At 36.5% G+C, this 22,233-nt stretch carries 18 protein-coding genes and 1 tRNA gene; 9 read left to right on the top strand and 10 right to left on the bottom strand.

The features are described 5' to 3' along the window. Positions 1-237: 237 nt before the first annotated feature. On the top strand, positions 238-852 hold the full coding sequence (locus B9T35_RS10860) for a carbonic anhydrase (protein WP_086191138.1): 615 nt from the start codon (positions 238-240) through the stop codon (positions 850-852). Between the two features lie 76 nt (positions 853-928). On the opposite strand, the gene B9T35_RS10855 is transcribed toward B9T35_RS10860, so the two are convergent. Continuing rightward, on the bottom strand, positions 929-1,534 hold the full coding sequence (locus tag B9T35_RS10855; protein ID WP_228147126.1) for an arylesterase: 606 nt from the start codon (positions 1,532-1,534) through the stop codon (positions 929-931). A gap of 56 nt (positions 1,535-1,590) precedes the next feature. Here B9T35_RS10855 and B9T35_RS10850 point away from each other — a divergent pair, with 56 nt between their 5' ends. Both B9T35_RS10850 and B9T35_RS10845 read left to right on the top strand, forming a co-directional pair. Then, positions 1,591-2,334, top strand: a complete 744-nt coding sequence (locus B9T35_RS10850; protein ID WP_086191136.1) for an ABC transporter ATP-binding protein — start codon at positions 1,591-1,593, stop codon at positions 2,332-2,334. Further along, positions 2,331-4,862 carry an ABC transporter permease gene (locus tag B9T35_RS10845; RefSeq protein WP_086191135.1) on the top strand — a complete coding sequence of 844 codons (2,532 nt, stop codon included), beginning with the start codon at positions 2,331-2,333 and terminating at the stop codon, positions 4,860-4,862. Before B9T35_RS10850 ends, B9T35_RS10845 begins: the two co-directional genes overlap by 4 nt. Before the next feature lie 106 nt (positions 4,863-4,968). On the opposite strand, the gene B9T35_RS10840 is transcribed toward B9T35_RS10845, so the two are convergent. Next, positions 4,969-5,769 (bottom strand): rhomboid family intramembrane serine protease, encoded by an 801-nt coding sequence (locus B9T35_RS10840; protein WP_086191134.1) that lies wholly within the window; start codon positions 5,767-5,769, stop codon positions 4,969-4,971. A gap of 76 nt (positions 5,770-5,845) precedes the next feature. Here B9T35_RS10840 and mtgA point away from each other — a divergent pair, with 76 nt between their 5' ends. Continuing rightward, positions 5,846-6,520, top strand: coding sequence for a monofunctional biosynthetic peptidoglycan transglycosylase (mtgA, locus tag B9T35_RS10835; RefSeq protein ID WP_086191133.1), 675 nt, complete (start codon positions 5,846-5,848; stop codon positions 6,518-6,520). A gap of 57 nt (positions 6,521-6,577) precedes the next feature. On the opposite strand, the gene B9T35_RS10830 is transcribed toward mtgA, so the two are convergent. The 4 genes from B9T35_RS10830 to B9T35_RS10815 all read right to left on the bottom strand — a co-directional run bounded on the left by B9T35_RS10830 (position 6,578) and on the right by B9T35_RS10815 (position 12,034). Next, positions 6,578-8,062 carry a long-chain fatty acid transporter gene (locus B9T35_RS10830; RefSeq protein ID WP_086191132.1) on the bottom strand — a complete coding sequence of 495 codons (1,485 nt, stop codon included), beginning with the start codon at positions 8,060-8,062 and terminating at the stop codon, positions 6,578-6,580. A gap of 516 nt (positions 8,063-8,578) precedes the next feature. Continuing rightward, positions 8,579-8,654, bottom strand: a tRNA-Arg gene (locus B9T35_RS10825). A gap of 194 nt (positions 8,655-8,848) precedes the next feature. Further along, positions 8,849-10,321 carry an outer membrane protein transport protein gene (locus B9T35_RS10820; RefSeq protein ID WP_086191131.1) on the bottom strand — a complete coding sequence of 491 codons (1,473 nt, stop codon included), beginning with the start codon at positions 10,319-10,321 and terminating at the stop codon, positions 8,849-8,851. Between the two features lie 360 nt (positions 10,322-10,681). Next, entirely contained in the window at positions 10,682-12,034 is a 1,353-nt protein-coding gene (locus tag B9T35_RS10815; RefSeq protein ID WP_086191130.1) for an amino acid permease, read from the bottom strand. A gap of 309 nt (positions 12,035-12,343) precedes the next feature. Here B9T35_RS10815 and prpF point away from each other — a divergent pair, with 309 nt between their 5' ends. The 3 genes from prpF to B9T35_RS10800 all read left to right on the top strand — a co-directional run bounded on the left by prpF (position 12,344) and on the right by B9T35_RS10800 (position 15,743). Further along, positions 12,344-13,531, top strand: a complete 1,188-nt coding sequence (prpF, locus tag B9T35_RS10810) for a 2-methylaconitate cis-trans isomerase PrpF (RefSeq protein WP_086191129.1) — start codon at positions 12,344-12,346, stop codon at positions 13,529-13,531. Positions 13,532-13,769: 238 nt separating this feature from the next. Further along, positions 13,770-14,738: a GGDEF domain-containing protein gene (locus B9T35_RS10805; RefSeq protein ID WP_086191128.1), complete on the top strand. Its 969-nt coding sequence runs from the start codon at positions 13,770-13,772 to the stop codon at positions 14,736-14,738. Between the two features lie 93 nt (positions 14,739-14,831). Continuing rightward, positions 14,832-15,743, top strand: a complete 912-nt coding sequence (locus B9T35_RS10800) for a polyprenyl synthetase family protein (protein ID WP_086191127.1) — start codon at positions 14,832-14,834, stop codon at positions 15,741-15,743. Positions 15,744-15,857: 114 nt separating this feature from the next. Here the strand turns inward: B9T35_RS10800 and B9T35_RS10795 are convergent, their stop codons facing one another. The 4 genes from B9T35_RS10795 to B9T35_RS10780 form a co-directional block, all read right to left on the bottom strand. Continuing rightward, on the bottom strand, positions 15,858-16,712 hold the full coding sequence (locus tag B9T35_RS10795) for an SPFH domain-containing protein (RefSeq protein WP_086191126.1): 855 nt from the start codon (positions 16,710-16,712) through the stop codon (positions 15,858-15,860). Positions 16,713-16,757: 45 nt separating this feature from the next. Further along, positions 16,758-17,222: an NfeD family protein gene (locus B9T35_RS10790; protein ID WP_086191125.1), complete on the bottom strand. Its 465-nt coding sequence runs from the start codon at positions 17,220-17,222 to the stop codon at positions 16,758-16,760. 108 nt (positions 17,223-17,330) lie between these two features. Beyond that, a complete protein-coding gene (locus B9T35_RS10785) occupies positions 17,331-18,248 on the bottom strand; it encodes a patatin-like phospholipase family protein (RefSeq protein ID WP_086191124.1) in 918 nt (305 codons plus the stop codon). Positions 18,249-18,308: 60 nt separating this feature from the next. Continuing rightward, entirely contained in the window at positions 18,309-18,935 is a 627-nt protein-coding gene (locus B9T35_RS10780) for a lysophospholipid acyltransferase family protein (protein ID WP_086191123.1), read from the bottom strand. 164 nt (positions 18,936-19,099) lie between these two features. Here B9T35_RS10780 and B9T35_RS10775 point away from each other — a divergent pair, with 164 nt between their 5' ends. Then, a complete protein-coding gene (locus B9T35_RS10775) occupies positions 19,100-20,377 on the top strand; it encodes an MFS transporter (RefSeq protein ID WP_086191122.1) in 1,278 nt (425 codons plus the stop codon). 177 nt (positions 20,378-20,554) lie between these two features. Then, the gene (locus B9T35_RS10770; RefSeq protein ID WP_086191121.1) at positions 20,555-22,216 is read left to right on the top strand and encodes a phosphoethanolamine transferase; all 1,662 of its coding nucleotides are present in this window, start codon (positions 20,555-20,557) and stop codon (positions 22,214-22,216) included. The last annotated feature ends 17 nt before the right edge of the window (positions 22,217-22,233 follow it).

The raw sequence follows: 22,233 nt of genomic DNA, 5'->3' as shown, positions 1-22,233 counted from the left end.
TATAATTGAATGTTTTATTGTCAATTTTGATTATTTTAAAAGTATAAATAAAGCATTAAAAACATCAAAGTATTTATTAATATCAATAAATACAATCATTCATATATATCAATCTGCTTTTACATGCCGTAAAGGCTAAGCAATAACAAAAATTGTAACAGAGTTTGTTTTTGGTCAGTGACATTCAAAAGCAGGGAGATTAAAATATCTATATTCTCCAGCCAAATGGATATGAGCATGTTAACCGCAGAAGAAGCTTTAGATCGTTTAAAAAAGGGTAACCAACGTTTTGTACATGGTGAAACCAATCATACTAAGCTTTTAACGCATCAACAACGTGCAGAAATGGCAGAGCATCAAGATCCATTTGCTATTGTTTTAGGTTGTTCAGATTCACGTGTTCCTGCTGAAATGGTCTTTGACCAAGGTTTAGGGGATTTATTTGTGATTCGTGTTGCAGGCAATATTGTTGCACCGTCACAAGTCGGAAGCGTGGAATTTGCAGCTGGTAGTTTTGAATGTCCATTGGTGATTGTTTTAGGTCATACGCATTGTGGAGCAATTCACTCAACAATTGAGGCATTACGTAACCCTGAGCAAAAACCCTCTGCAAATTTAATGTCAATTGTGAATCGGGTTCGTCCTTCTGTTGAAATTTTAATGCAAACAGAGCTTAAGGATGATTTAGAAAAGCTTTCAGTGCATGCAGTACGTTCAAACGTATTTGCTTCTGTGAATCAGTTACGTCATGGTTCGGCAGTACTTGAAAACTTAATTGCACAAGGCAAATTGAAAGTCGTTGGCGCAGAATATTCTTTAGAAACAGGCGAAGTGACATTTTTTGATTTTTGATCAAAGCATTGAATTTATTAAAAAATTTAAAAGAGTCTAAATCAATTTAAACGATTTAAAACCTATTAAAGGCGCTTTATAAAGCGCCTTTAATATATGGGTAAGCATTATCCAATAATATTTTTTGAGCCGTTGCATTGGGATGAATCAAGTCTTTTTGCATGAGTGCTTTATTTCCTGCAATGCCCTGCATAAAAAAGGGAAGTAGTTTCACTTTATATTGCTGACTCACCATTTTATAGTTATTTTCAAATGCTTGACTATAAGCAGTTCCATAGTTCGGTGGAATTTTCATCCCAAAAACCAGTACTGTTGCTTTGGCTTTTTGGCTTTGTTGAATCATTTGTGCCAAGTTTTTTTGAATCATTTGTGGTGGTTGACCTCGCAAACCATCATTTCCACCTAATTCAATCACGACAATATTGGGTTGATGGATTTGTAATAATTTAGGTAAACGAGCCAAAGCCCCACTCGTTGTTTCACCACTCACGCTGGCATTCACAACCTTATGTTGTTTTGGATATTGCTGATTTAAGCGCTGTTGTAATAAGTTCACCCAAGCCTGTTGTGGTGATTCAATGCCATAACCTGCACTAATACTGTCACCTAAAATCATAATTGTTTTCGCAAAACTACTCGCAGAAACAAGGTAGAACGTGCTAAATATTAGACACTGAGCCATTTTTTTCATTGCGGTTAATTTCAATATTTTTTCAGTATGCATATAGAGTGTCTTTTATGTCCAAGATTCAACAGGATTCAACATCTTCCATCATGCCACAAGCGATTATTTCTGCACAGCAACTTACACAAAGCATTCAATTAAACAATAAAGCTTTAACGATTTTTGCAGATTTAAATTTACAGATTTACGCAGGGGAACAAGTTGCAATTACAGGGCGATCTGGTTCTGGAAAATCAACCTTATTGGGTATTCTCGCCACTTTAGATGAAGCCTCTGCTGGGCAACTTTATGTTTGTGGTCAAGCGGTACATGAGCTAAATGAAGAACAACGGGCTTTAGTACGATTACAACATATCGGATTTGTCTTTCAGTCTTTTCAATTATTGCCACACCTCAGTGCACTTGAAAATGTGATGCTCCCTTTAAGAATTCAAGCACATTTTAATTATGCCGATGCTGAAAAAAGAGCATTGAACCTGTTACAAAAAGTCGGTCTAGAGCGTCAAAGTAGTCAAACGCCTAAAGTATTGTCAGGAGGAGAGCAACAGCGCGTGGCAATCGCGCGAGCACTGATTACAGAACCTAAAATTGTATTTGCAGATGAACCAACTGGAAATTTAGATGGGCACACAGCCGAAGATATTGAGCAATTGCTTTTTCAACTCAATAAGGAATTGGGCACAACCTTAGTTTTAGTGACCCATGATTTACAACTTGCTGCACAGTGCCAACGGCATTTTGAGTTAAGAGATGGGCAAATCATTGAGCATTCAACACAAAATGAGGCTTCAATATGATGTCCTTATTTAGACCTTTACTCAAACAAAGTTTTGGTAGTACGGGTATTTATCTATTGATAGTTGCACTGAGTTTAGCGATTAGTGCGACAACTGCGCTCAAGTTTAGTAATGAACAGGTTCAACAAGCAGTCGCTTTACAAGCTGCTAAAATGCAAGCGGCAGATTTGGTGCTCAGTGATAATGTTCCAATTACCGACAGTTGGAAACAACAAGCAAAGGAGCTGAATTTAAAGCAATCAGAAGTGACCGTTTTTGGTTCTATGGCTTCTACGCATGATCAGTTTGTGATGGTGAATGTTAAGGCAATCGATACAAATTTCCCATTAAGAGGAGAGCTGACTGTCACTACTGGAGTTGGACAGGCTCAAGCTAAAACGATTCAAAAAGGGGAAGTATGGCTGAGTCAACGTGCGATTGATTTACTCAAAGTAAAACTGGGTGATTCGTTAAAAATTGCAGATGGTTTGTTCAAAGTCAGCGCTGTGATTGGTCATGATTCAAATCAAGAATTGGGTTTCTCGGCATTTTCACCTACCGTTATTATTTCACAGCAAGATATTGCACAAACCAACGCGATTCAGATCGGAAGTCGAATCGACTATCGTTTGTTAATGGCAGGTGATCCTCAACATATTCATCAATTTGAACAGAAATTTAAAACATTTCAAGATGTAGAAAAAGCAAAGAATCAATCTGTATCTCCTACGCAAAGTCAGCCGAATGAATCAAATGATCAAGCAGCATTGCAAGTTGCAAGTAGTTTGAAGTTGAGCAATGCAAGCGAAGCAAATACACGTTTAATGAAGCCTATGGAAAATTTAGATACTTTCCTACAATTGGCAAATATTTTAACGATTTTGTTATGCGGTATTGCGATTGCGCTGACCAGTCAGCGTTATGTACAGCAAAATCAGGATTATATTGCACTGATGCGTTGTATGGGGGCAAAGAAAGTACAAATATTTCAAGCGTATATTGCCTTACTTTTGGTGATTATCCTGATCTCTATGCTAATCGGAAGCACATTAGGTTTAGGTCTAGGTTATGCGTTATTGCAGTTGATGTTGCAGCTGATTCCTAATTTAGAACTACAGTTTTCTATTTTTGAAATGCTTTTAGGACCATTACCAATTGCAATTTTTACCAGTGCTGTGGTTCTATTTGGTTTTGTTCTACCAAGTTTATGGGAGTTGCTAAATACCCCACCGATTCGGGTAATTCGTCAGCAAGAAAAATCTGCACGCTCATTATTATGGATGTTTGGAACAGGTGTCTTGAGTTTAGTGATTTTTAGTTTAGTGCTGACTGCTAATCTTAAATTAACCACTCTGGTTATTGGTGCTGTGATTGTATTAAGTGGTTTGTTATATGGCTTAGTGTGGTTTATTTTGAAATTGCTAAAAGCACTGAAAAATCAACTTTCAAGTTATATTCGGACGCCATCACAGACCGCATTACAAATTACTGCTTTAGCCCTAGGTTTGAGCTTAATTACAGTGCTTGCTGTGTTAAGAACCGATTTATTGGAGCGTTGGCAACAACAATTGCCCGAAGGTACACCGAATCAATTTGTTTATGGTTTGCCTCCGTTTGAAGTTGAACAATTTAAGTCACAATTACAGACACTACATTGGCAAAGTACACCGTTATATCCCAATATTCGTGGGCGTTTATTGGCTAAGAATGGCCAAGCATTTTCAGCACAACAAATTGAGCAAAATAACTCTCTGCGTCGTGAATTAAATTTAACGCAGACCGATCAATATCCACAAGATAATGTCATTGTTTCAGGTCAGGCAAAATTAACTCAAGCAGGTGAAGTTTCTGTAGAAGACAAATTAGCAAAAGCGTTAGATATTCATTTGGGGGACACACTGACATTTAGTCTGCCAGAAGGGCAATTGCAAGCCAAAGTCATTAATCTACGAACAGTAGAGTGGGAAAGTTTTAGCCCGAATTTTTTCTTTATTTTTAGCCCAAAAACATTGGATGAAAATGCAGGAAGTTATTTGGGAAGCTTTTACGTACCACCCCAAGAAAAAGCAAAACTGGTCGGCATGATTCAACAATTTTCAAATACAGTTTTTGTTGATGTCACCTTAATTTTGGATGAAATTAAACGTCTAGTGACTGTATTAGTGCAAATTATTACTGTATTGGCTGTATTGGTGAGTCTTTCAGGTTTTTTGGTGTTGATCGCATGTATTAATTTATTGATGGATGAGCGTAAACGAGAAGTCGCTTTATTACGATCATTTGGTAGTTCAAAACGTCAACTCAAGAATATGATGAGTTTAGAAATTGGTTTCATTGGTTTTATTGCAGGCTTAGTTTCATGTTTATTTGCAGAGGTGATTAGTGCGGTTGCAAGTTATAAAATGAATTTAGCGATGCAACTACACTGGGAAATTTGGATCATCTTACCCATATTGATGACTATTCTTTGTGCTGTGATTGGACGTTATCGTTTGAGCTATTTATGTGATATTCCGCCTTTGCAAAGTTTGAGGGAAATGAATCAGTAAGCTGTTATTTATAAATTAAACTAAGACAATGCTAAATTGTTGTAGGAGTCAGAAAAGTATGAATATCGTACTTTTCTGACTCCTCTTTTTTATAATAGATTGAGTTTTAATTTCTCATTTGTTCAATAGCGATTTGCCAAAGCGGCTGAATGGGTTGAACCAAGTGTAAGCAATATTGATAACAAGCATAGGTGATTGCGGTACCTATGATTAATATAATGATATTGCTCATCATGCCTAAATTTTTACGTTGAGCGACATACCACGTCATTGCTAACAATGCCCCCATAATCATGCCACCAACATGCGCTGCATTATTGATTCCTGATGCCATAATACCGAAGACTAAGTTAATCCCCATAATGGTGAGCAGTGATTTTTTATCCAGTATGAATCGCTGATGAGGCAGCGGTGAAAAAAATGAAAGTGCGGTTAATGCACCTCCAAGCCCCATCACTGCACCCGATGCGCCTGCTGACACATGAGGCAACAAGCTTTGATCAAAGTGTTGTAGTAATGCATAACTATTCTGAATATCTAAATAACCGCTGAGTAGGCTTCCCATTAAACCTGCAAGTACATACAAACCTAAGAAATAAACACGCCCAAATGTCTGTTCAGCAATATTTCCAAAAACATATAAAGCCCACATATTGAACATTAAATGCATTAATCCGAAATGGAAAAACATACTGGTAAACAGCCGATATGGTTCCTCTAAGAAGGTTAAAGGTGCATAATCAGCACCCCATTTTAATGCATCAATAATTTTAGGGTTTGTAATATCAACGCCTGTCAAAATTTGCCAAGCAAATAATCCCACATTAATGATGATAAACAGTAAGGTAATTTTCTCAATAGGATTACGTGGCTGTGTATATACTTGGGGAGGTTGCATTTCAGACATGTAAATGTATTCTGTGCTTATTATTGGTGATTCAGCTTAGCATGAAATTGCATTTTTTGAGGAGTAACACACTGACATGAAAGCTTTTATTGTTCGTACTTTGTTAATCATTGTCAGTCTACTCATTATCATCCAACTTTGGATTTTCAGTAGTCTTGTCTGGTGGAGAACCAATCCAGTCGATACCACTATGTTTATGCGTTGGACTTATTTATCTGATTTTAAACCGATTCAACATCAATGGCGTGATTATGATGAAATCAGTGATAATTTTAAGCATGCAATCGTTGCAGCAGAGGATGCTAAATTTGTCGATCATCATGGATTTGATTGGGATGGTATTGAGTTCGCATTACAGCGAAATTTAAATAAAGATAAAGTCGTTGCAGGCGGATCAACTATTTCTCAGCAATTGGCAAAAAACTTATTTTTTTATAATCGCCGTTCATTTATTCGTAAAGGTCAAGAAACCATTGCAACTATAATGATGGAACGGATGTGGACCAAACAGCGTATCTTAGAAACGTATATGAATTCAGTTGAATTTGGTGATCATATTTATGGCATTGAAGCAGCAGCACAGCATTATTATGGTAGAAGTGCTCAAAGTTTAAGTCGTGAGCAAGCTGCATTTTTAGCAGCAATATTACCCAATCCAAAGTATTACCAAGATCATCGAGAAGATCGTAAATTAAACTATCGTAAAGGTTTAATTTTAAAATATATGCAGAGTACGAGAATTCCTGAATGATTAAAAAATAATGTATAAAAAAGGCGCTTTAAGCGCCTTTTTTATTTAAACATTAACTTAGAATTTGTAACCAATTTTTAAGCCATAAGCAAGTGCTGTATTGTCTTGGAATTCAGCAACATAATCATTGCCATCAGCTTGTGCACCAGTTTGAGCTTTTGCATCACCTAACCAGAAGTATTTAACGCCACCAGCAATAAATGTAGATGGAGTAGGGCTAAATTGAACACCTACACCCACATTCCAATAACCTTCAGTTGGTCCTAAAGTAGTAACTGGATTACCTGCGCCAGAATCCCAACCTACAGAAACGTTACCTGCCCATTGATCCGTTAATTTACGTCCGATACCAGCCGTAGCAGACCATTGGTCATCAGAGTATTTAACCAAATCAAAACCATTTGGTCGACCCACTAAACCACCGATAGCTTCGGAAACTTTTCCAAACTTATAAGGTTGAATAGAGAAATCTTTCCAATTTACCCAACGCACACTTGCAAATGCGACTGTGTCAGCCATGATTCCAGATTGTAAATCTAAGTTTACAGATTGAGGCGTCGTAATTCTTGTTTCACCTGAAGATGAAGCAATATTTGCTGCTGCAGTCGCACCATCTGGACCTAATAATGAAAGTGCAGAAAGCGTTGGTAAACTTTCACGAATTTCTACATCATGATTGATTTCAGAACGATAAGTCACAGCCGCTTTTAAAGCAATTTCAGGAATTTGATATGCTGCACCTGCTAGCCAACCTACACCACCAGTTTCTTTAATGGAAGCATCGTATCCATTATAGAGACTATAAGCTTGACCACGAAGGCTTACATCACCTTTGACTGTTTGGTAAACACCACCACCGTAGATATTAAAGTTTTTATTCGGTTGAAAGCCAAAAATCATAGAAATATTTTGAGTATCAACTTCAACTTTCGTATTGCCTTTGCCAAGTGTTGAGTTAACTTGTGCTAATCCAGCATCTACAACTTGAGTAACACCATTTGTAATTTGAGCCATTGCGCCAGTATTTGCTTTAATACCTGTAACAAATTGATCAATTACTGCTTGAGGTGGAGTTGCCGAACCTGTTGCAGCAGATGCGGCTTTAGTTGCTTGAGCTATGACTTGAGCATCAACATTTTTAGAAATTGTTTGTGCACGAATACCTGCTAAGGTTGCAGGAGGAAGAATTGTATTTGTTGAATCTGAAACAAATACATTATTTCCTGAGTATGCGGCATCTGCTCCAAACGGCTTGTCATATAGCAAACCAAAAGAAAGATGATCAGTTAATTGCAGTTTAATTGCAGCAGAAGGAAAATAATAATCATCTCCCATATCTTCGATATGACGACGAGTTTCACTTGATCCTGCTTCACGTCCTTCTACTGTTGGATCTAAAACAGAAATACCTGCTTCAAAATAATTATTTGGTTGTAAAAAAGCAGAAATTGATTGGCCAGAGCGGTCTAAAGCAGCAGCAAAAACACCAGTCGTTGGCAATACTGAAGCAAGAATAGCTGCTGTTAACATTTTTAATTTCATTTTAATCTTTCCCTAAATTTATAAAATGAATAATTTTAAGCACTTATTTGTTCGATCATGAAGTAAGCTGAGTAGTTTCATAAAATTCTATGTTTACTTCTTTTTACAAAATAACATATAAAATTTAAGAGTAAATACTCTAAACAAACGAATTGATAAAAAAAAGACCTAGATTTTGTAACTCTCTTATTAAATTCTCAAATAAAGATAAAAAATGATTTTATTTTTTAAATAGTATGCGAGAAAAGTTGATTTTTATCACATACTATTTTGAACTAAAAGGTCATTAATTATGCTACATCATTGCTGTTAGAGCATGGAATATCCGAATTTAAGATTCTATATCGTTAAATATATAAAAATTGACATAAGTTTTATAAAAACTGCTGATATTTAAAAAAATTAATTTTGAAGTGTAGTTTTTTGAAATTTAAATCGGGGATTTCAAGATTAATAACTTTTTTATAAGCTAATAATTGTATTTTTAATAAATACTTAGAATATTAAATTCTAAACTGGTGCGCTCTGGGGGACTCGAACCCACGTCGGTCGCTTAGGAGGCAACTGCTCTATCCAGTTAAGCTAAGAGCGCAAGGATAGTTAATGTAATGCAAAAAAGATGAAAACCAAAGAAAAAATATCATATCTGATTGTTTTTTATTCTTAAACAGAGTTGATATAACGAATATCAAAAAGCTTGATTACATTTAAATAAAAAGGGGAAAATGCTAAAGTATTTTCTCCTTTAAAGTATCTATGCGATAAAAGCCTGTTGTTTATAGAAGTTTAAAATCGATAACCCATTTTTAAACCATAAGCAATCGCATTATTGCCTGAAAAGCTAGCAACATATTCCTGTCCTGCATTTTGAGAGGCAATTTGACCTTTAGCATCACCAAGCCAGAAATATTTCACACCGCCAGCAATAAATGTGGAGGGTGTTGGGCTAAATTGCAAACCGACACCTAAGTTCCAGTAACCATCTGTAGGGCCGAGTGCTGTTATTGGATTACCTGCACCAGAATCCCATCCTACAGAGACATTACCAGCCCATTGATCTGTAAGCTTACGACCTACACCCACATTCGCACTCCATTGATCTTTGGAATATTGTAAAAGATTAAATCCATTTGGACGATTTACAGAAGGAATTTGCCCAATAACCTCTGACATCATCTTGAATCTAATCGGGCTAATCTCGAAATTTGCCCAATTCACCCATCTAACATTTGCAAAAGCAACAGTATCTTTCATGATGCCACTTTGGAAATCAAGATTGACCGATTGAGGTGTTGTGATTTTGGTTTGAGCAGAAGCTGCTGCAATTTTAGGAATTAAGGCAGCAGTTTGTGGACTAAGTGCTCCAAGCGCAGAGAGTGTCGGTGTTGATTCGATGCTATCTGCATCATGGTCGATTTCGGAGCGATAAGTTACAGATGCTTTTAAAGCGATCTCAGGAATTTGGTAGGCGACCCCTGCAAGCCAACCTACACCACTCGATTCTTTCATAGTTAAGTCATATCCATTAAAGATACTGGTTGCTTGACCTCTTAAACTTAATTGTCCTTTAATTGTTTGATAAGCCCCACCTGCATAAATATTAAAGTTTTTATTGGGCTGAAAACCAACAATCATTGATAAATTATGTGAGTCTACTTCAGCTTTTGTTGCCCCTTTACCTAATAAACCATTCAGATGAGTGATTGTTTTATCAACTTCTGTTGCGACACCAGCATCAATCAGATCTTTAGTTTTACCTAGAGCTGTTACAACATTGTTGTCATACATTTGTTGTGCAGTCGCTATCGAAATACCCGCTTTTTGAGCAAAATTAGAAATACCTACAGGTGTATTTTTTTGTATGGCTGATGCGCGTAGATCAGACATTTTTTGAGAATCTAATAAGGTATTACTTGAATCTGAGACAAAGATATTGTTACCTGTATATGTAACTTCTGCACCATAAGGTTGGTCGTATAATAAACCGAATGACAGATTTTCAGTGAGCTGTAATTTAATAGCAGCAGAAGGAAAATAATAATCATCAGCCATATCATCAATATGACGATGTGTTTCACTCGTCCCTGCTTCTGTGCCTTCAACTGTTGGATCAAGTACAGAAATACCGGTTTCAAAATAGTTGTTAGGCTGTAAAAAGGCAGAAATGGATTGACCTGAGCGATCCATAGCAGCCGCAAATACATTAGTCATAGGAAAAAGGCAAAGTAGAATTCCAGTGTAAAGATTATGTTTTTTCATCTTATTTCATCCTTGAAATTTATTATTTGAGTTTTCTGTGCATGTAGTTTGATATGAGATACATGCGTTTATTTTTTATACATATTAAATCTAACATGGCTTAGAATTTCTGCAAATATTTTTTGACCTTTGTGACGAGTAGTTGTGTCAAAAATGTCATTTTTTCTTAAAGGTAAGCATAAGTACTTTTAATGTGCGCTTATATTGAATGTGTAAATAATGATAAATATTTTATTGAAATTATTGAAATTATTGAAATTATTGAAAATTTTAAAGGTGTGGTTAAAGATACGGTTAAAATTTAATGTGGAATAAAAAAGGATATTGACTAGCAATATCCTTTTTTATAATCATCTAATTTTATTTTTTAGGATTTAAAATTTTAAATAAAACGAACATCAAGACAATCCATACTGGAATCATTAAGACAGATTCTTTAAAACCTTGTGTCCACATGATGTATAACACTGTCGCGATAAAAATTAAGACTAAATAATTACCAAAAGGGGACCATAAAGCAGGGAATTTCGTTTTCATCGCACTTTTTTTCATTGCTTGAATGAATTTTAAGTGAGTCAAACTAATCATTGCCCAGTTTAAAACCAATGCACCGACCACAACGTACATCAAATGACTTAAAGCATCTTCTGGTACGAAATAGTTAAGCAATACACAACCAAAAATTAACAATGCAGAGAATAATACTGCTGGAATGGGCACACCTTGTTTATTCACTTTAAGGAATACTTTTGGTGCATTGCCTTGTATTGCTAAGCCATAAAGCATACGGCTGTTGGCATACATACCACTGTTATAAACAGAGAGGGCAGCAGTCAAAATGATAAAATTAAGAAGATGAGCCGCCCAACCGATTCCTAGTTGACTAAAAATCATCACGAATGGACTTTTATCCAAACCACCCAATTCAAGCTGATTCCAAGGCACTAAAGATAATAAAATTGTTAAAGAACCGACATAGAAAATGAGGATACGGAAAACGACTTGGTTAATTGCTTTTGGAATGGTTTTTTCAGGATCTTTTGCTTCTGCAGCCGCCATACCGATTAATTCGATACCGCCGAAGGCAAACATCAAGAAAGCCAACATATAAAATAAGCCATCAAAACCATTGGGGAAAAACCCGCCATGACTCCAAAGGTTTGTAAATGATGCTGTAGATGTTGCATCTGCTGTGAAAAGTAAATACAAGCCAAAAATAATCATCGAAATGACAGCGACGACTTTGATAATCGCTAACCAAAACTCAGATTCGCCATAAAATTTGACGTTACCTAAATTGAGAATAGTGACCACAACAAAGAAAAATAGGACAGAGGTCCATGCAGGAATATGGGGCCACCAATAATTAATATATTTTGCGACGGCTGTAAGTTCGGTCATCGCGACCAATATATATAAAATCCAGTAATTCCAACCTGCAAGAAAACCTGGAAATTTTCCCCAATATTTATTGGCAAAGTGACTGAATGAACCTGAAACAGGTTCCTCTACAATCATTTCACCTAATTGACGCATAATTAAAAATGCGATCAAACCACCAATGGCATAGCCCAGAATAATCGATGGACCAGCAGATTGGATGACTTGAGCAGAACCTAAAAATAAGCCTGTACCAATTGCACCGCCCATTGCGATCAGTTGGATGTGACGATTTTTAAGTCCACGCTGTAAGGTTGTAGACTCGTTGCTCAAATTATTCTGCTCGAATGAGAATGAGGAATTATTGTAATTGATTGGTAACAGTTAGCCTAGTGGATGTCAGCTTCAACATATTGACCAGAGAATTCAAAATTTTAAAATAATTATTAAATTAATATAAATCATATAATTAAATTTATATACGAATCTAAGAAATAGTCAATTTGATCATGATTTTATGTGCATTTTGTCTTTATACTTAAGTCAATATGCTAATAATTATCGTAAAAACAGGTTAATATAATATTGAATAGCAATTCAATATTTGAGACAACAACGATAAACGAAAGGAATGGCGTAGAAATGAGCTTTGCAGCACAGATAAAAATACCCGCAACTTACATGCGTGGTGGTACAAGTAAAGGTGTATTCTTTAAACTAAACGATCTTCCGCAACGAGCACAAGTTGCGGGTGAAGCAAGGGATCATTTGCTTCTTCGTGTGATTGGCAGTCCAGATCCGTATGGTAAGCAAATTGACGGAATGGGCGCAGCGACATCAAGTACCAGTAAAACTGTGATTCTAAGCAAAAGTACGCAAGTTGATCATGATGTCGACTATCTATTTGGTCAGGTATCTATTGATAAAGCTTTTGTTGATTGGAGTGGCAACTGCGGTAATTTAACAGCAGCGGTTGGATCATTTGCGATTAGCAATGGTTTAGTTGATGCTGAACGTATTCCACAGAATGGTTTATGTGCAGTTCGTATTTGGCAAGCCAATATTAAAAAAACCATTATCGCGCATGTACCGATTACCAATGGTGAAGTACAGGAAACAGGTGATTTTGAACTCGATGGCGTGACTTTTCCTGCAGCAGAAGTTCAAATTGAATTTTTAGATCCAGCAGATGATGGTGAAGATGGTGGAGCAATGTTTCCAACAGGCAATGTTGTGGATACTTTAGACGTACCAGAGATTGGAGCATTTCAAGTCACATTAATTAATGCAGGTATTCCAACGATTTTTCTCAATGCTGAAGACATTGGATATCAAGGAACTGAGCTGCAAGATGATATTAATAATGATGTGGAAGCTTTAGCTCGTTTTGAAAAAATACGTGCTTATGGTGCGGTAAAAATGGGCTTAATCAAAGATATTAGTGAAGCAGCCAATCGTCAACACACACCTAAAGTTGCTTTTGTTTCAAAGGCAAAAGCTTATGTTTCATCAAGTGGCAAAGCCGTAAAAGAAACTGATGCTGACTTATTGGTTCGTGCATTGTCGATGGGTAAATTACATCATGCAATGATGGGAACAGCAGCCGTCGCAATTGGGACAGCAGCCGCCATTCCAAACACATTGGTGAACCTTGCAGCAGGTGGTGGAGAATTAGAAGCTGTGCGTTTTGGACATCCATCAGGGACTTTGCGTGTCGGTGCTCAAGCCAACCTTGAAAATAATCAATGGGTGGTTAAAAAAGCCATTATGAGTCGTAGTGCGAGAGTATTAATGGAAGGCTGGGTAAGAGTTCCAGCAGATAGTTTCTAATATATAAGCTTCTAGATTTTTAAAACCTCTGAATTTCAGAGGTTTTTTATAGGGTGATTTTTTTCTTTATTCGATATTTTAAGTTTGTGATTTAGTCTAAATTAATTTAAAAAAGAGAGATATTAGAACGCAAATCTTTTACAATAAAACATGACAATATTCTAAAACGAAGTGACAAAAGTTCCGATATTTCAAATAAAACGATTTTAAATACAATAACAAGTAAAAGAGGCATTTGATGGAATTCAAGCACCCCAATTTTGCAACCTTAATGAATGAAGAGCATTTTGTTCATTTACTACAAAATGCTGAAAAATTAGACTTGGTTTCATTTACCTCAAAACTACCTGTACCCGTGGCAATTTTAAATTGTGATGCTCGATTTATTGGTTTAAATCAGCAGTTTGCTGATATCTATGAAAGTGATGCACTTTATTTGTATGGAAAGTTACTGAATAATTTTTCGACCATTGTTTATGCACAATTCCAAGATGTGCTATTGGCTTTTGAAGCAGGGCAAGAGGATGTAGACTTTGAGTTTTATTCAAAAGGACGTTTCTATTTATCCTTTTATAAAGCGTTGCGAAATAGTGATCATCAACTGATTGCCATTATTATTATTGCGGCTGATGTGACCAAGTTAAAACGTCGTGAAAAGGTTTTACTGCTCAATAATCAAAAATTACATGATCATATTTATTTAGATTCTATTACAGGTTTGCCGAATAAAATGGCATTGGATCGTTTGATTTCAGATTTGCATCATCAAGTTGAAAATCAATCTGCATGTGCTTTTTTGAAAATTGATATTGATGATTTCAAAAGATTTAATCAACTGAATAGTTATACTCGTGGTGATGAAGCCTTGGCACAAATTGGTGTACTTTTGAATGGAGAGACTTCACAAGACACCGTTAAAATATTTCGCATAAATTCAGCAAGTTTTATTATTTTTATCGACAATGCAACAGAATGGGCAGCATTAACCTTGGCTGAACGTTTGAAATTTGCAATTCAACAAGAAAATATTTTGTTTGAAAATGAAGATGCTGAATTACTAACAGCTTCAATCGGAATTTGTCATTTTTCTTCTAAATCGTCTTTGACTGAATTTGATCTGTTACAAAAATTGGATTTGGCTGTGCGACATGCTAAGGCGACGAGTAAAAACTCAATTCATGTACTTAATTCAAATCAAGCTGATTAAATAGATGAGACTTATTCCTATTCATTGTAGAATAGCAACAACTTATATCTGTTTCAGTGCATAAAACTGAGAAACTGAAAATTCGAGGCGAATGTGACATCAATTCCAAATGTGAATGCAGACGTTTTGCAACAGGCACAGCAACGTATTCAGCAAGATTTACAAACAGCCTTAGAGGCTTTTTCTTTGCCTGAACCACTTAAAGCTGCTGTGTTTCACGCTGTGATGTTAGGTGGGAAGCGTGTTAGACCCGCATTGTGTTATGCCACATCCAATTTAAAATTAGAAAATCCAAATTTTGCAGCTGTACGCCGTGCAGCAGTTGCGATAGAGCTGATTCATTGTTATTCATTGGCACATGATGATTTACCGTGTATGGATAATGATTTGTTGCGCCGTGGTCAACCAACTTGTCATGTGGCTTTTGGGGAAGATACCGCATTGCTTGCTGGCGATATTTTGCAATCAATGGCATTTGAAATACTTGGAAGTCGATTGTTTGATCAAGGGCAGTCTGTTGTAGCGCCAATTGTATTAAAGCAAATGCAGATTTTGGCGACAGCAAGCTCTAAAATGGTATGTGGTCAAGTTTTAGATTTACAAGCGGAAGGAAAGCATGTCGATCAAGAGCAACTGGAAAATATTCATCGTAATAAAACAGGTGCATTAATTCTGGCTGGAATTATGATGGCAGCGGTTACTATTTTTGAAGGTACAGACCCTGCAATTCCAAAACTTCGTCAATATGGTCAAAGCATTGGCTTAGCGTTCCAAGTGCAAGATGACATTTTAGATGTCATTTCAGATACTCAGGCTTTGGGCAAAACTGCAGGTAAAGATGAGCAAGTGGATAAATCGACCTATCCCGCTTTAATGGGGTTAGAGCAAGCAAAAAATTATGCACAAGAATTACATGACCAAGCCTTTCAAGCGTTATCTTATTTTGGTAATGATGCCAATGATTTGAATCAGATTTCAAAATTTTTGTTATCACGTAAAAGTTAATTTTGAAGCTGAATCTATTTGGGATTCTCTTTTATTCAAAAAAAAATAGGCAACTGAAGGGTTGCCTATTTTTGATTGAAGCATCAATCCTTAGAATTGAGCTACTTTACAACTTTAAGAATTACGACCCATAACACCACGGATCGTATTCATAATATCAGCAGGCAAAACCACAGTTTTAGCATTGTTTGACTTTGCCATTTCTTGCATTGCTTTCACGTATTGTTCACCCAATAGATAGGCAACAGGAACTTCTTTATCACCGACAGCAGATGTCACCATCGTAATGGCTTTTTGTGATGCTTCAGCAAGGACAACTTGTGCTTCGGCATCACGACGAGAGGCTTCTAAACGACCATCTGCTTCTAAAATTGCCGCTTGCTTTTCACCATCAGCTCTCGTTACTGTTGCACGACGTTGACGTTCGGCCGCAGCTTGGGCTTCCATCGCAGATTGCATGGTGCTTGAGGGTTGAATATCCTGAATTTCTACTGTTTTTAGGGTGATTCCCCAATCCGAAATATCATCCGAAATTGCGGCTTTCAATTTTGCTTTAATGTGATCACGTGAAGATAAAGCATCATCTAGATCCATCTCGCCCACAATTGAACGTAATGAGGTTTGAACTAAATTTTGAATTGCCCAAATATAGTTTTCAATCCCATAAACTGCTTTTTCAGGTGTGGTTAAGTTGATATAAGCCACAGCATTCATCAACAATACCGCATTATCTCGGGTAATAACTTCTTGTGAAGGAATATCTAAAACAATATCTTTGGTTGTGACTTTATAAGCCACTTCATCAACATAAGGAATCACAAAATTGAGTCCAGGATTTAGGGTGGTATTATATTTTCCTAAACGTTGAACGATCCATTTATAACCTTGCGGAACAATGCGGACGCCTTTGAAAATAGTCACGGCCACAAAAACCAATATCGCTAAAACAACAATAGCACCAACACCCATTTATCATTCCTCTTTTTTTGAATACGTTTGATCTGAAGATTTAAGTTATAAGGCAGTTGTATGTGGCTGTACCACAAGATCATTTCCAAGAATATCGATGACTCGTACACGATCACCGACTTGTACGGGTGATAAGGTACGACAGTTCCATTCATCAGAGCCAAGAACAGGCATTGGAAAACGGACTCGAATTTGATCGTGCGCTAGACCTGTTTGAATGACCATACCTGTTTGTCCAATCGTGGCTTCACGTGGCATTCCAGCTTTGGTTTTATCAATAGACAGTGGTTTGATAAATTTAAACCACAATACTGTGCAAGCAATAGAAAGTACAATCCAACAGATGATTTGTACTGTAAAGCTCATCCAAGGGAATAGTAAATAGAGAATACACACCGCGATCGCTGCTATACCAAACCAGATTGCAGCAAATGCAGGTAGTATTAATTCAGATAGGATGAGCAGTATGCCCAATACAAACCAATGCCAAGGTTCAAAAACAAAATTCATACATCTACTCTAATCATTATCATTGGTATAGATGACGCATCATCAATACCAATGTAGCAGATCAAAACTCGTCTGAATATAAAAACGTGATTATTATCATATTATTTATTAGAACTTAGGACGTGGCGCAGGTTTCAATGCAGCAGGGGATTTTTTGAAATTTTGAATCGCAACTTGAATTGCCTGAACTTTTAATTGGGCTGCTTTTTCACCTTCTAAAATGGCTTCATTGCTTGATTTTAAATCAAGCGTCCCTAAATGTCCCACTTTGGGTTGAATCACCACATTCGCTTGTCTCAATTCATTATTGATACTTTGCTGTCCCATAATATTCAGGGTTTGATCCAATAAACCCCACATATTGACCGCTTGGCTACCTGAAGGACGTGCTGAAATATCAACAGCAATAACAATATCTGCACCCATATCTTTGGCTGTTTGAACTGGAATCGGGCTGACTAAACCACCATCTACATATTTGGTTTTGCCAATTGTAGTTGGGACAAATACATTGGGAATACTGCAAGAAGCACGAACTGCTTGTCCTGCATTACCTTTAATGAAATCTGCTTTTTGACCATTGTCTAAACGTGTCGCAACAGCTGCAAAACGAATAGGGAATTTTTCAATTGGTTTGTTCGCTACATTACGATTCACATAATCTTGGAGCTTTTGACCCAGTACAATACCTTGGCTATTTAAAGTTAAATCACGCAAATCTGATTCTTTCAGTTGTAACGCAATTTGTTGTAATTGATAGGGTGATTTACCGCTTGCGTAAATACTCCCAACAAAGCTTCCTGCACTTGTTCCTGTGACAATTTTAGGCTTAATGCCATGAGATTCTAAAACTTTCAATACACCAATATGTGCAAAACCTTTTGCACCACCACCGCCTAAGGCGATTGCAATCACAGGTTCACGTGCATTAATTGCTGTTGTTTGAGTGGGTGTTTTAGCAGTTTTATCACATCCAACCAGTGCTAGACCCAATAAACCTATTAATCCTAATTGTTTGAAACGCATTTTGTACATCTTTAAAGCAAAAAACTTGCCGCACATCACAACAGATTGTTGCTTGTTTTTCTACCGATTTTTTAAAAGTTTTTGTAAAGGCGTAGATAACCAATTTAAATTTTTCGGTGAGAAATGATCTTGATATAAAGCTAAAATTTGGGGTAAATCTTGTTCATAATTGCCTGTAGGATGAAATACACCTAGGCAACGAATCATTTTCTTTTGATAATCAAAAGCAAAGATCACAATAGGAATATTGGCGCCTACGGCAATGTGATAAAAACCACTTTTAATTTTTTCAGCCTTTTTACGTGTTCCTTCTGGTGCAATTCCAATCCAAATTTTTTCTTCACGATGAATAATATCGATAATTTGTTGGGTCAGCCCATGTGGTGAGTTACGATCCACCGGCATAACGCCAATCCATTGAAAGAGATTTTTAAATGGCGGTTTAAATAGGCTATCTTTACCGAAAACAGTGAGCTTAATGCCAATGCCTAAGATAGCAGTAAAACCATACCATCCATCATAGTTAGAAGTGTGAGGTGTGATGATCGCAACCGCTTTCGGTAGGTTTGGGAATTCACCTTCAAAGCTCCATCCTTGAGCAAGATAGATATTTTTAAAAAATTCACGACTGGTTGATGTTCCCCTTTGTGGAACTTGATCAGGGAGTGTTGGAAAGTTTTGAGACATTGTTTTTATGTTGCTACGCTTATTACTTGAAAAAAATATTAAAGCTTTCCCGAAGTTGAAGCATTGGCAAAATATAATGAGGATCAGTATTTAGTGCAAAATACTTGATACCCATAGATTTTAATGCATGAGCCCTTGCTCATATTTTTGAAGAACGAGTCACTATGCTGAAGACTTCACAAGTTTATCTCCTTCTATTTTCCTTATATTGGGCACAAGGTTTACCTGTGGGATTTATGACGCATGCTTTGCCTGTCATTTTGCGTGCGCAGGGTGTGTCTTTGGCACATATTGGTGGATTTGGCTTATTAATGGCGCCTTGGGCGATGAAAATATTGTGGGCACCTTGGGTCGATGGCATAGGACATTCAAAGATAGGACATTTTCGTAGTTGGATTTTACCCACACAAGCTTTAACAGTCGCAATTTTAATTATTTTATCTTTTTTACCGATTCAAGCTTTGAATGAACCTCTTTATTTACTGATGTTTTTCATTGCGTTGTTGTGTCTAAATATTGTTGGCGCAACGCAAGATATTGCGACTGATGGATTGGCGGTGAGTATTTTAAAAGGAGATCAACAACATTGGGGCAATATGTTCCAAGTGGTTGGTTCTCGTTTGGGTTTTATTGTTGGTGGTGGAGCGATTTTATGGGCTTTAGATTGGCTGAATTGGCAATCGACCTTTCTGATTTTAGCAGTAATTGTTTTGATCAATACAATTCCTGTTTTGTTTTTTCAGGAGCCTCTTCATGCAGTTTCAGAAAAATCTAAAAGTATTGAACCTGAATCACAGGGTAAATCACCTATAGCGTTAGATCATTGGATTCAGTCATATCTGCGTTATTTTTTGCAGAATAAAACAATGCAGTGGTGGCTGATTGTTTTATGTAGTATCAAAATTGCTGATGGTTTATCAGGTCCAATTATTAAGCCTTTATTGGTGGATCTAGGTTTATCACTCTCTCAAATTGGAATTTATGTCACCATGTTGGGGGCGCTTGCTGCGCTGTTCGGTGCAGGTCTTGCCAGTATAGTGTTGAAATATTTGCAACGTTCGACAGCATTATTGTTATTTTCTATGTTCAAAATCATCAGTATGGCGGGATTTGCTTGGTTGGCTGTACAACACCAAACAGGAATCAGTATTAAACCTTGGATGATTTACAGTATTAATGCACTGGAGGATATGTTTGCATCGATGCTTTTGGTGGTGATTTTAACTTTGGTGATGCAATACAGTCGAAAAAGTCACGCGGGAACAGATTTCACCTTTCAAGTTTCAGTTATGGCAACCGTGAGTGGCGGTTTATATACCATCAGTGGGATTATTGGTGATTATTTAGGGTATCAAAACTATCTAATGTTGATCATTTTAATTGCGGCAGTATTTTTAATTCCAATTTGGCAATGGAAAAACTCACTCATGAAATTTAAGTGATCGGATCGTGATTTATCACCATGTGATATTTCCATTTTGAATGAAAAAATGATTTTTTACTTGTATGAAATTTAACTACTTTTTAGATGAATTTCATCAATTTATTGAACTTAAGCTGTATTTAAGTTTGCTTTATTACATTACAGTATCGGTTAAAATGTGACTAGAACTAGAGTAATGCTAAATTTAATAAAACAAATTAAACAACGGAATATAACAATCTCATTAACTGCATTTAATTTTATTGTTGCAGTGTGGTTAGGCTTAATTTTAAATTTTGGTTTTTTACGAAGAATAGAAACTCTAACGCCGTACCAAGGTCCAAAAGTATATTTATTTTTAATTGCGACAGCTTTGCTATTAATTGCACTTTATACTTTTTTCACACAACTATTGAATTGGAAGTGGACTGCAAAGTTCGTATCCATCCTATTGGTTTTTATTGGTGGATTTAGTTCTTATTTTGTCAATTCATTGGGAGTAATGATTTCTCCTGATCAAGTTCAAAATATGATGCAAACTGATATTTCAGAAGCATCAGATCTATTGTCTTTACAGTTTTTGTTGTGGACATTGGCTTTTGTTATTTTACCAATCGCTGCTATTTTATGGGTTAAGATTAGACCAGAACCGATGATTAAAACCATTCTTAATAAAATGATGCAGATCACTGCATCTTTAGGATTGGTTGGCGCATTAGTATTTTCATTCTATGTTGATTATGCTGCTATTTTTCGTGAACATCGTGATTTAAAAGGGATGATTTCACCGCAGAATGCGATTGCATCAAGCTTTTCTTATTTTCATAAAAAAGCGCCTAAAAAAGATTTACCTTTGATTAAATATGGTGAAGATGCACACCTTGTAGAACAAACTTCAGTACAAAAATTGCCGAAGTTAATGGTGTTTGTTTTGGGGGAAACGGCAAGAGCGGAAAGTTTTTCTTTAAACGGCTATGCAAAAAATACCAATCCTGAGTTATCTAAACAAACCAATATCATTAATTTTAGTCAAGTCAGTTCATGTGGTACTGCAACAGCAGTTTCAGTACCTTGTATGTTTTCTGGTATGCCTCGCGTTCAATATGATGAACAGTTGGCAAGCCACCGTGAAGGCTTACTCGATATTGCTCAACGTGCAGGTTATAAAGTCACTTGGATTGATAATAATTCAGGTTGCAAAGGTACGTGCAATCGTGTTGAAGAATATAAAATTCCAGAAGCTTTGAAACAGAAATGGTGTAAAGATGATGAATGTCTTGATGGTATTCTTGTTGATAGTTTAGATAGCTATTTAGCAACGATTCCGAAAGATGATAAATCACCAAGATTGATTGTACTGCATCAGATGGGTAGCCATGGTCCTGCTTATTTCAAACGTGCAACCAGTGAATTCCAACCATTTAAACCAAGCTGTGATACAAATGCAATCCAAGGTTGCAGTCCAACTGAACTGATCAATGCTTATGATAATACGATTGTTTATACAGATCATATTCTGAATCAAGTAATTGAACGATTGAAGAAAGAGCAAAATTACCGTACTGGATTCTGGTATTTATCAGATCATGGTGAATCTACAGGTGAACATGGGATGTATTTACATGGTGCACCTTATGCGATTGCACCTAGTCAGCAAACCCATGTACCGATGGTGATGTGGTTTTCAGATCAGTGGAAAAAGATAGCGGCACCGCAATTCGATTGTATTGCCCAGCAAAAAAATAAAACATTGAGTCAAGATAATTTATTTCCAAGTTTATTGAGTTTGCTAGATGTGAAAACGCATGTCATTAATGAAGATAATAATATTTTGCACTCATGTAACGTACGCAGTTAACACCTAGGAATATTACC

Origin of the sequence: Acinetobacter sp. ANC 3832, assembly GCF_002135415.1 — a bacterium.
In the GTDB taxonomy this organism is placed as follows: domain Bacteria; phylum Pseudomonadota; class Gammaproteobacteria; order Pseudomonadales; family Moraxellaceae; genus Acinetobacter.
The sequence above is the reverse complement of the archived record's forward strand: the minus strand, read 5'-3'. Positions and strand labels throughout refer to the sequence as shown.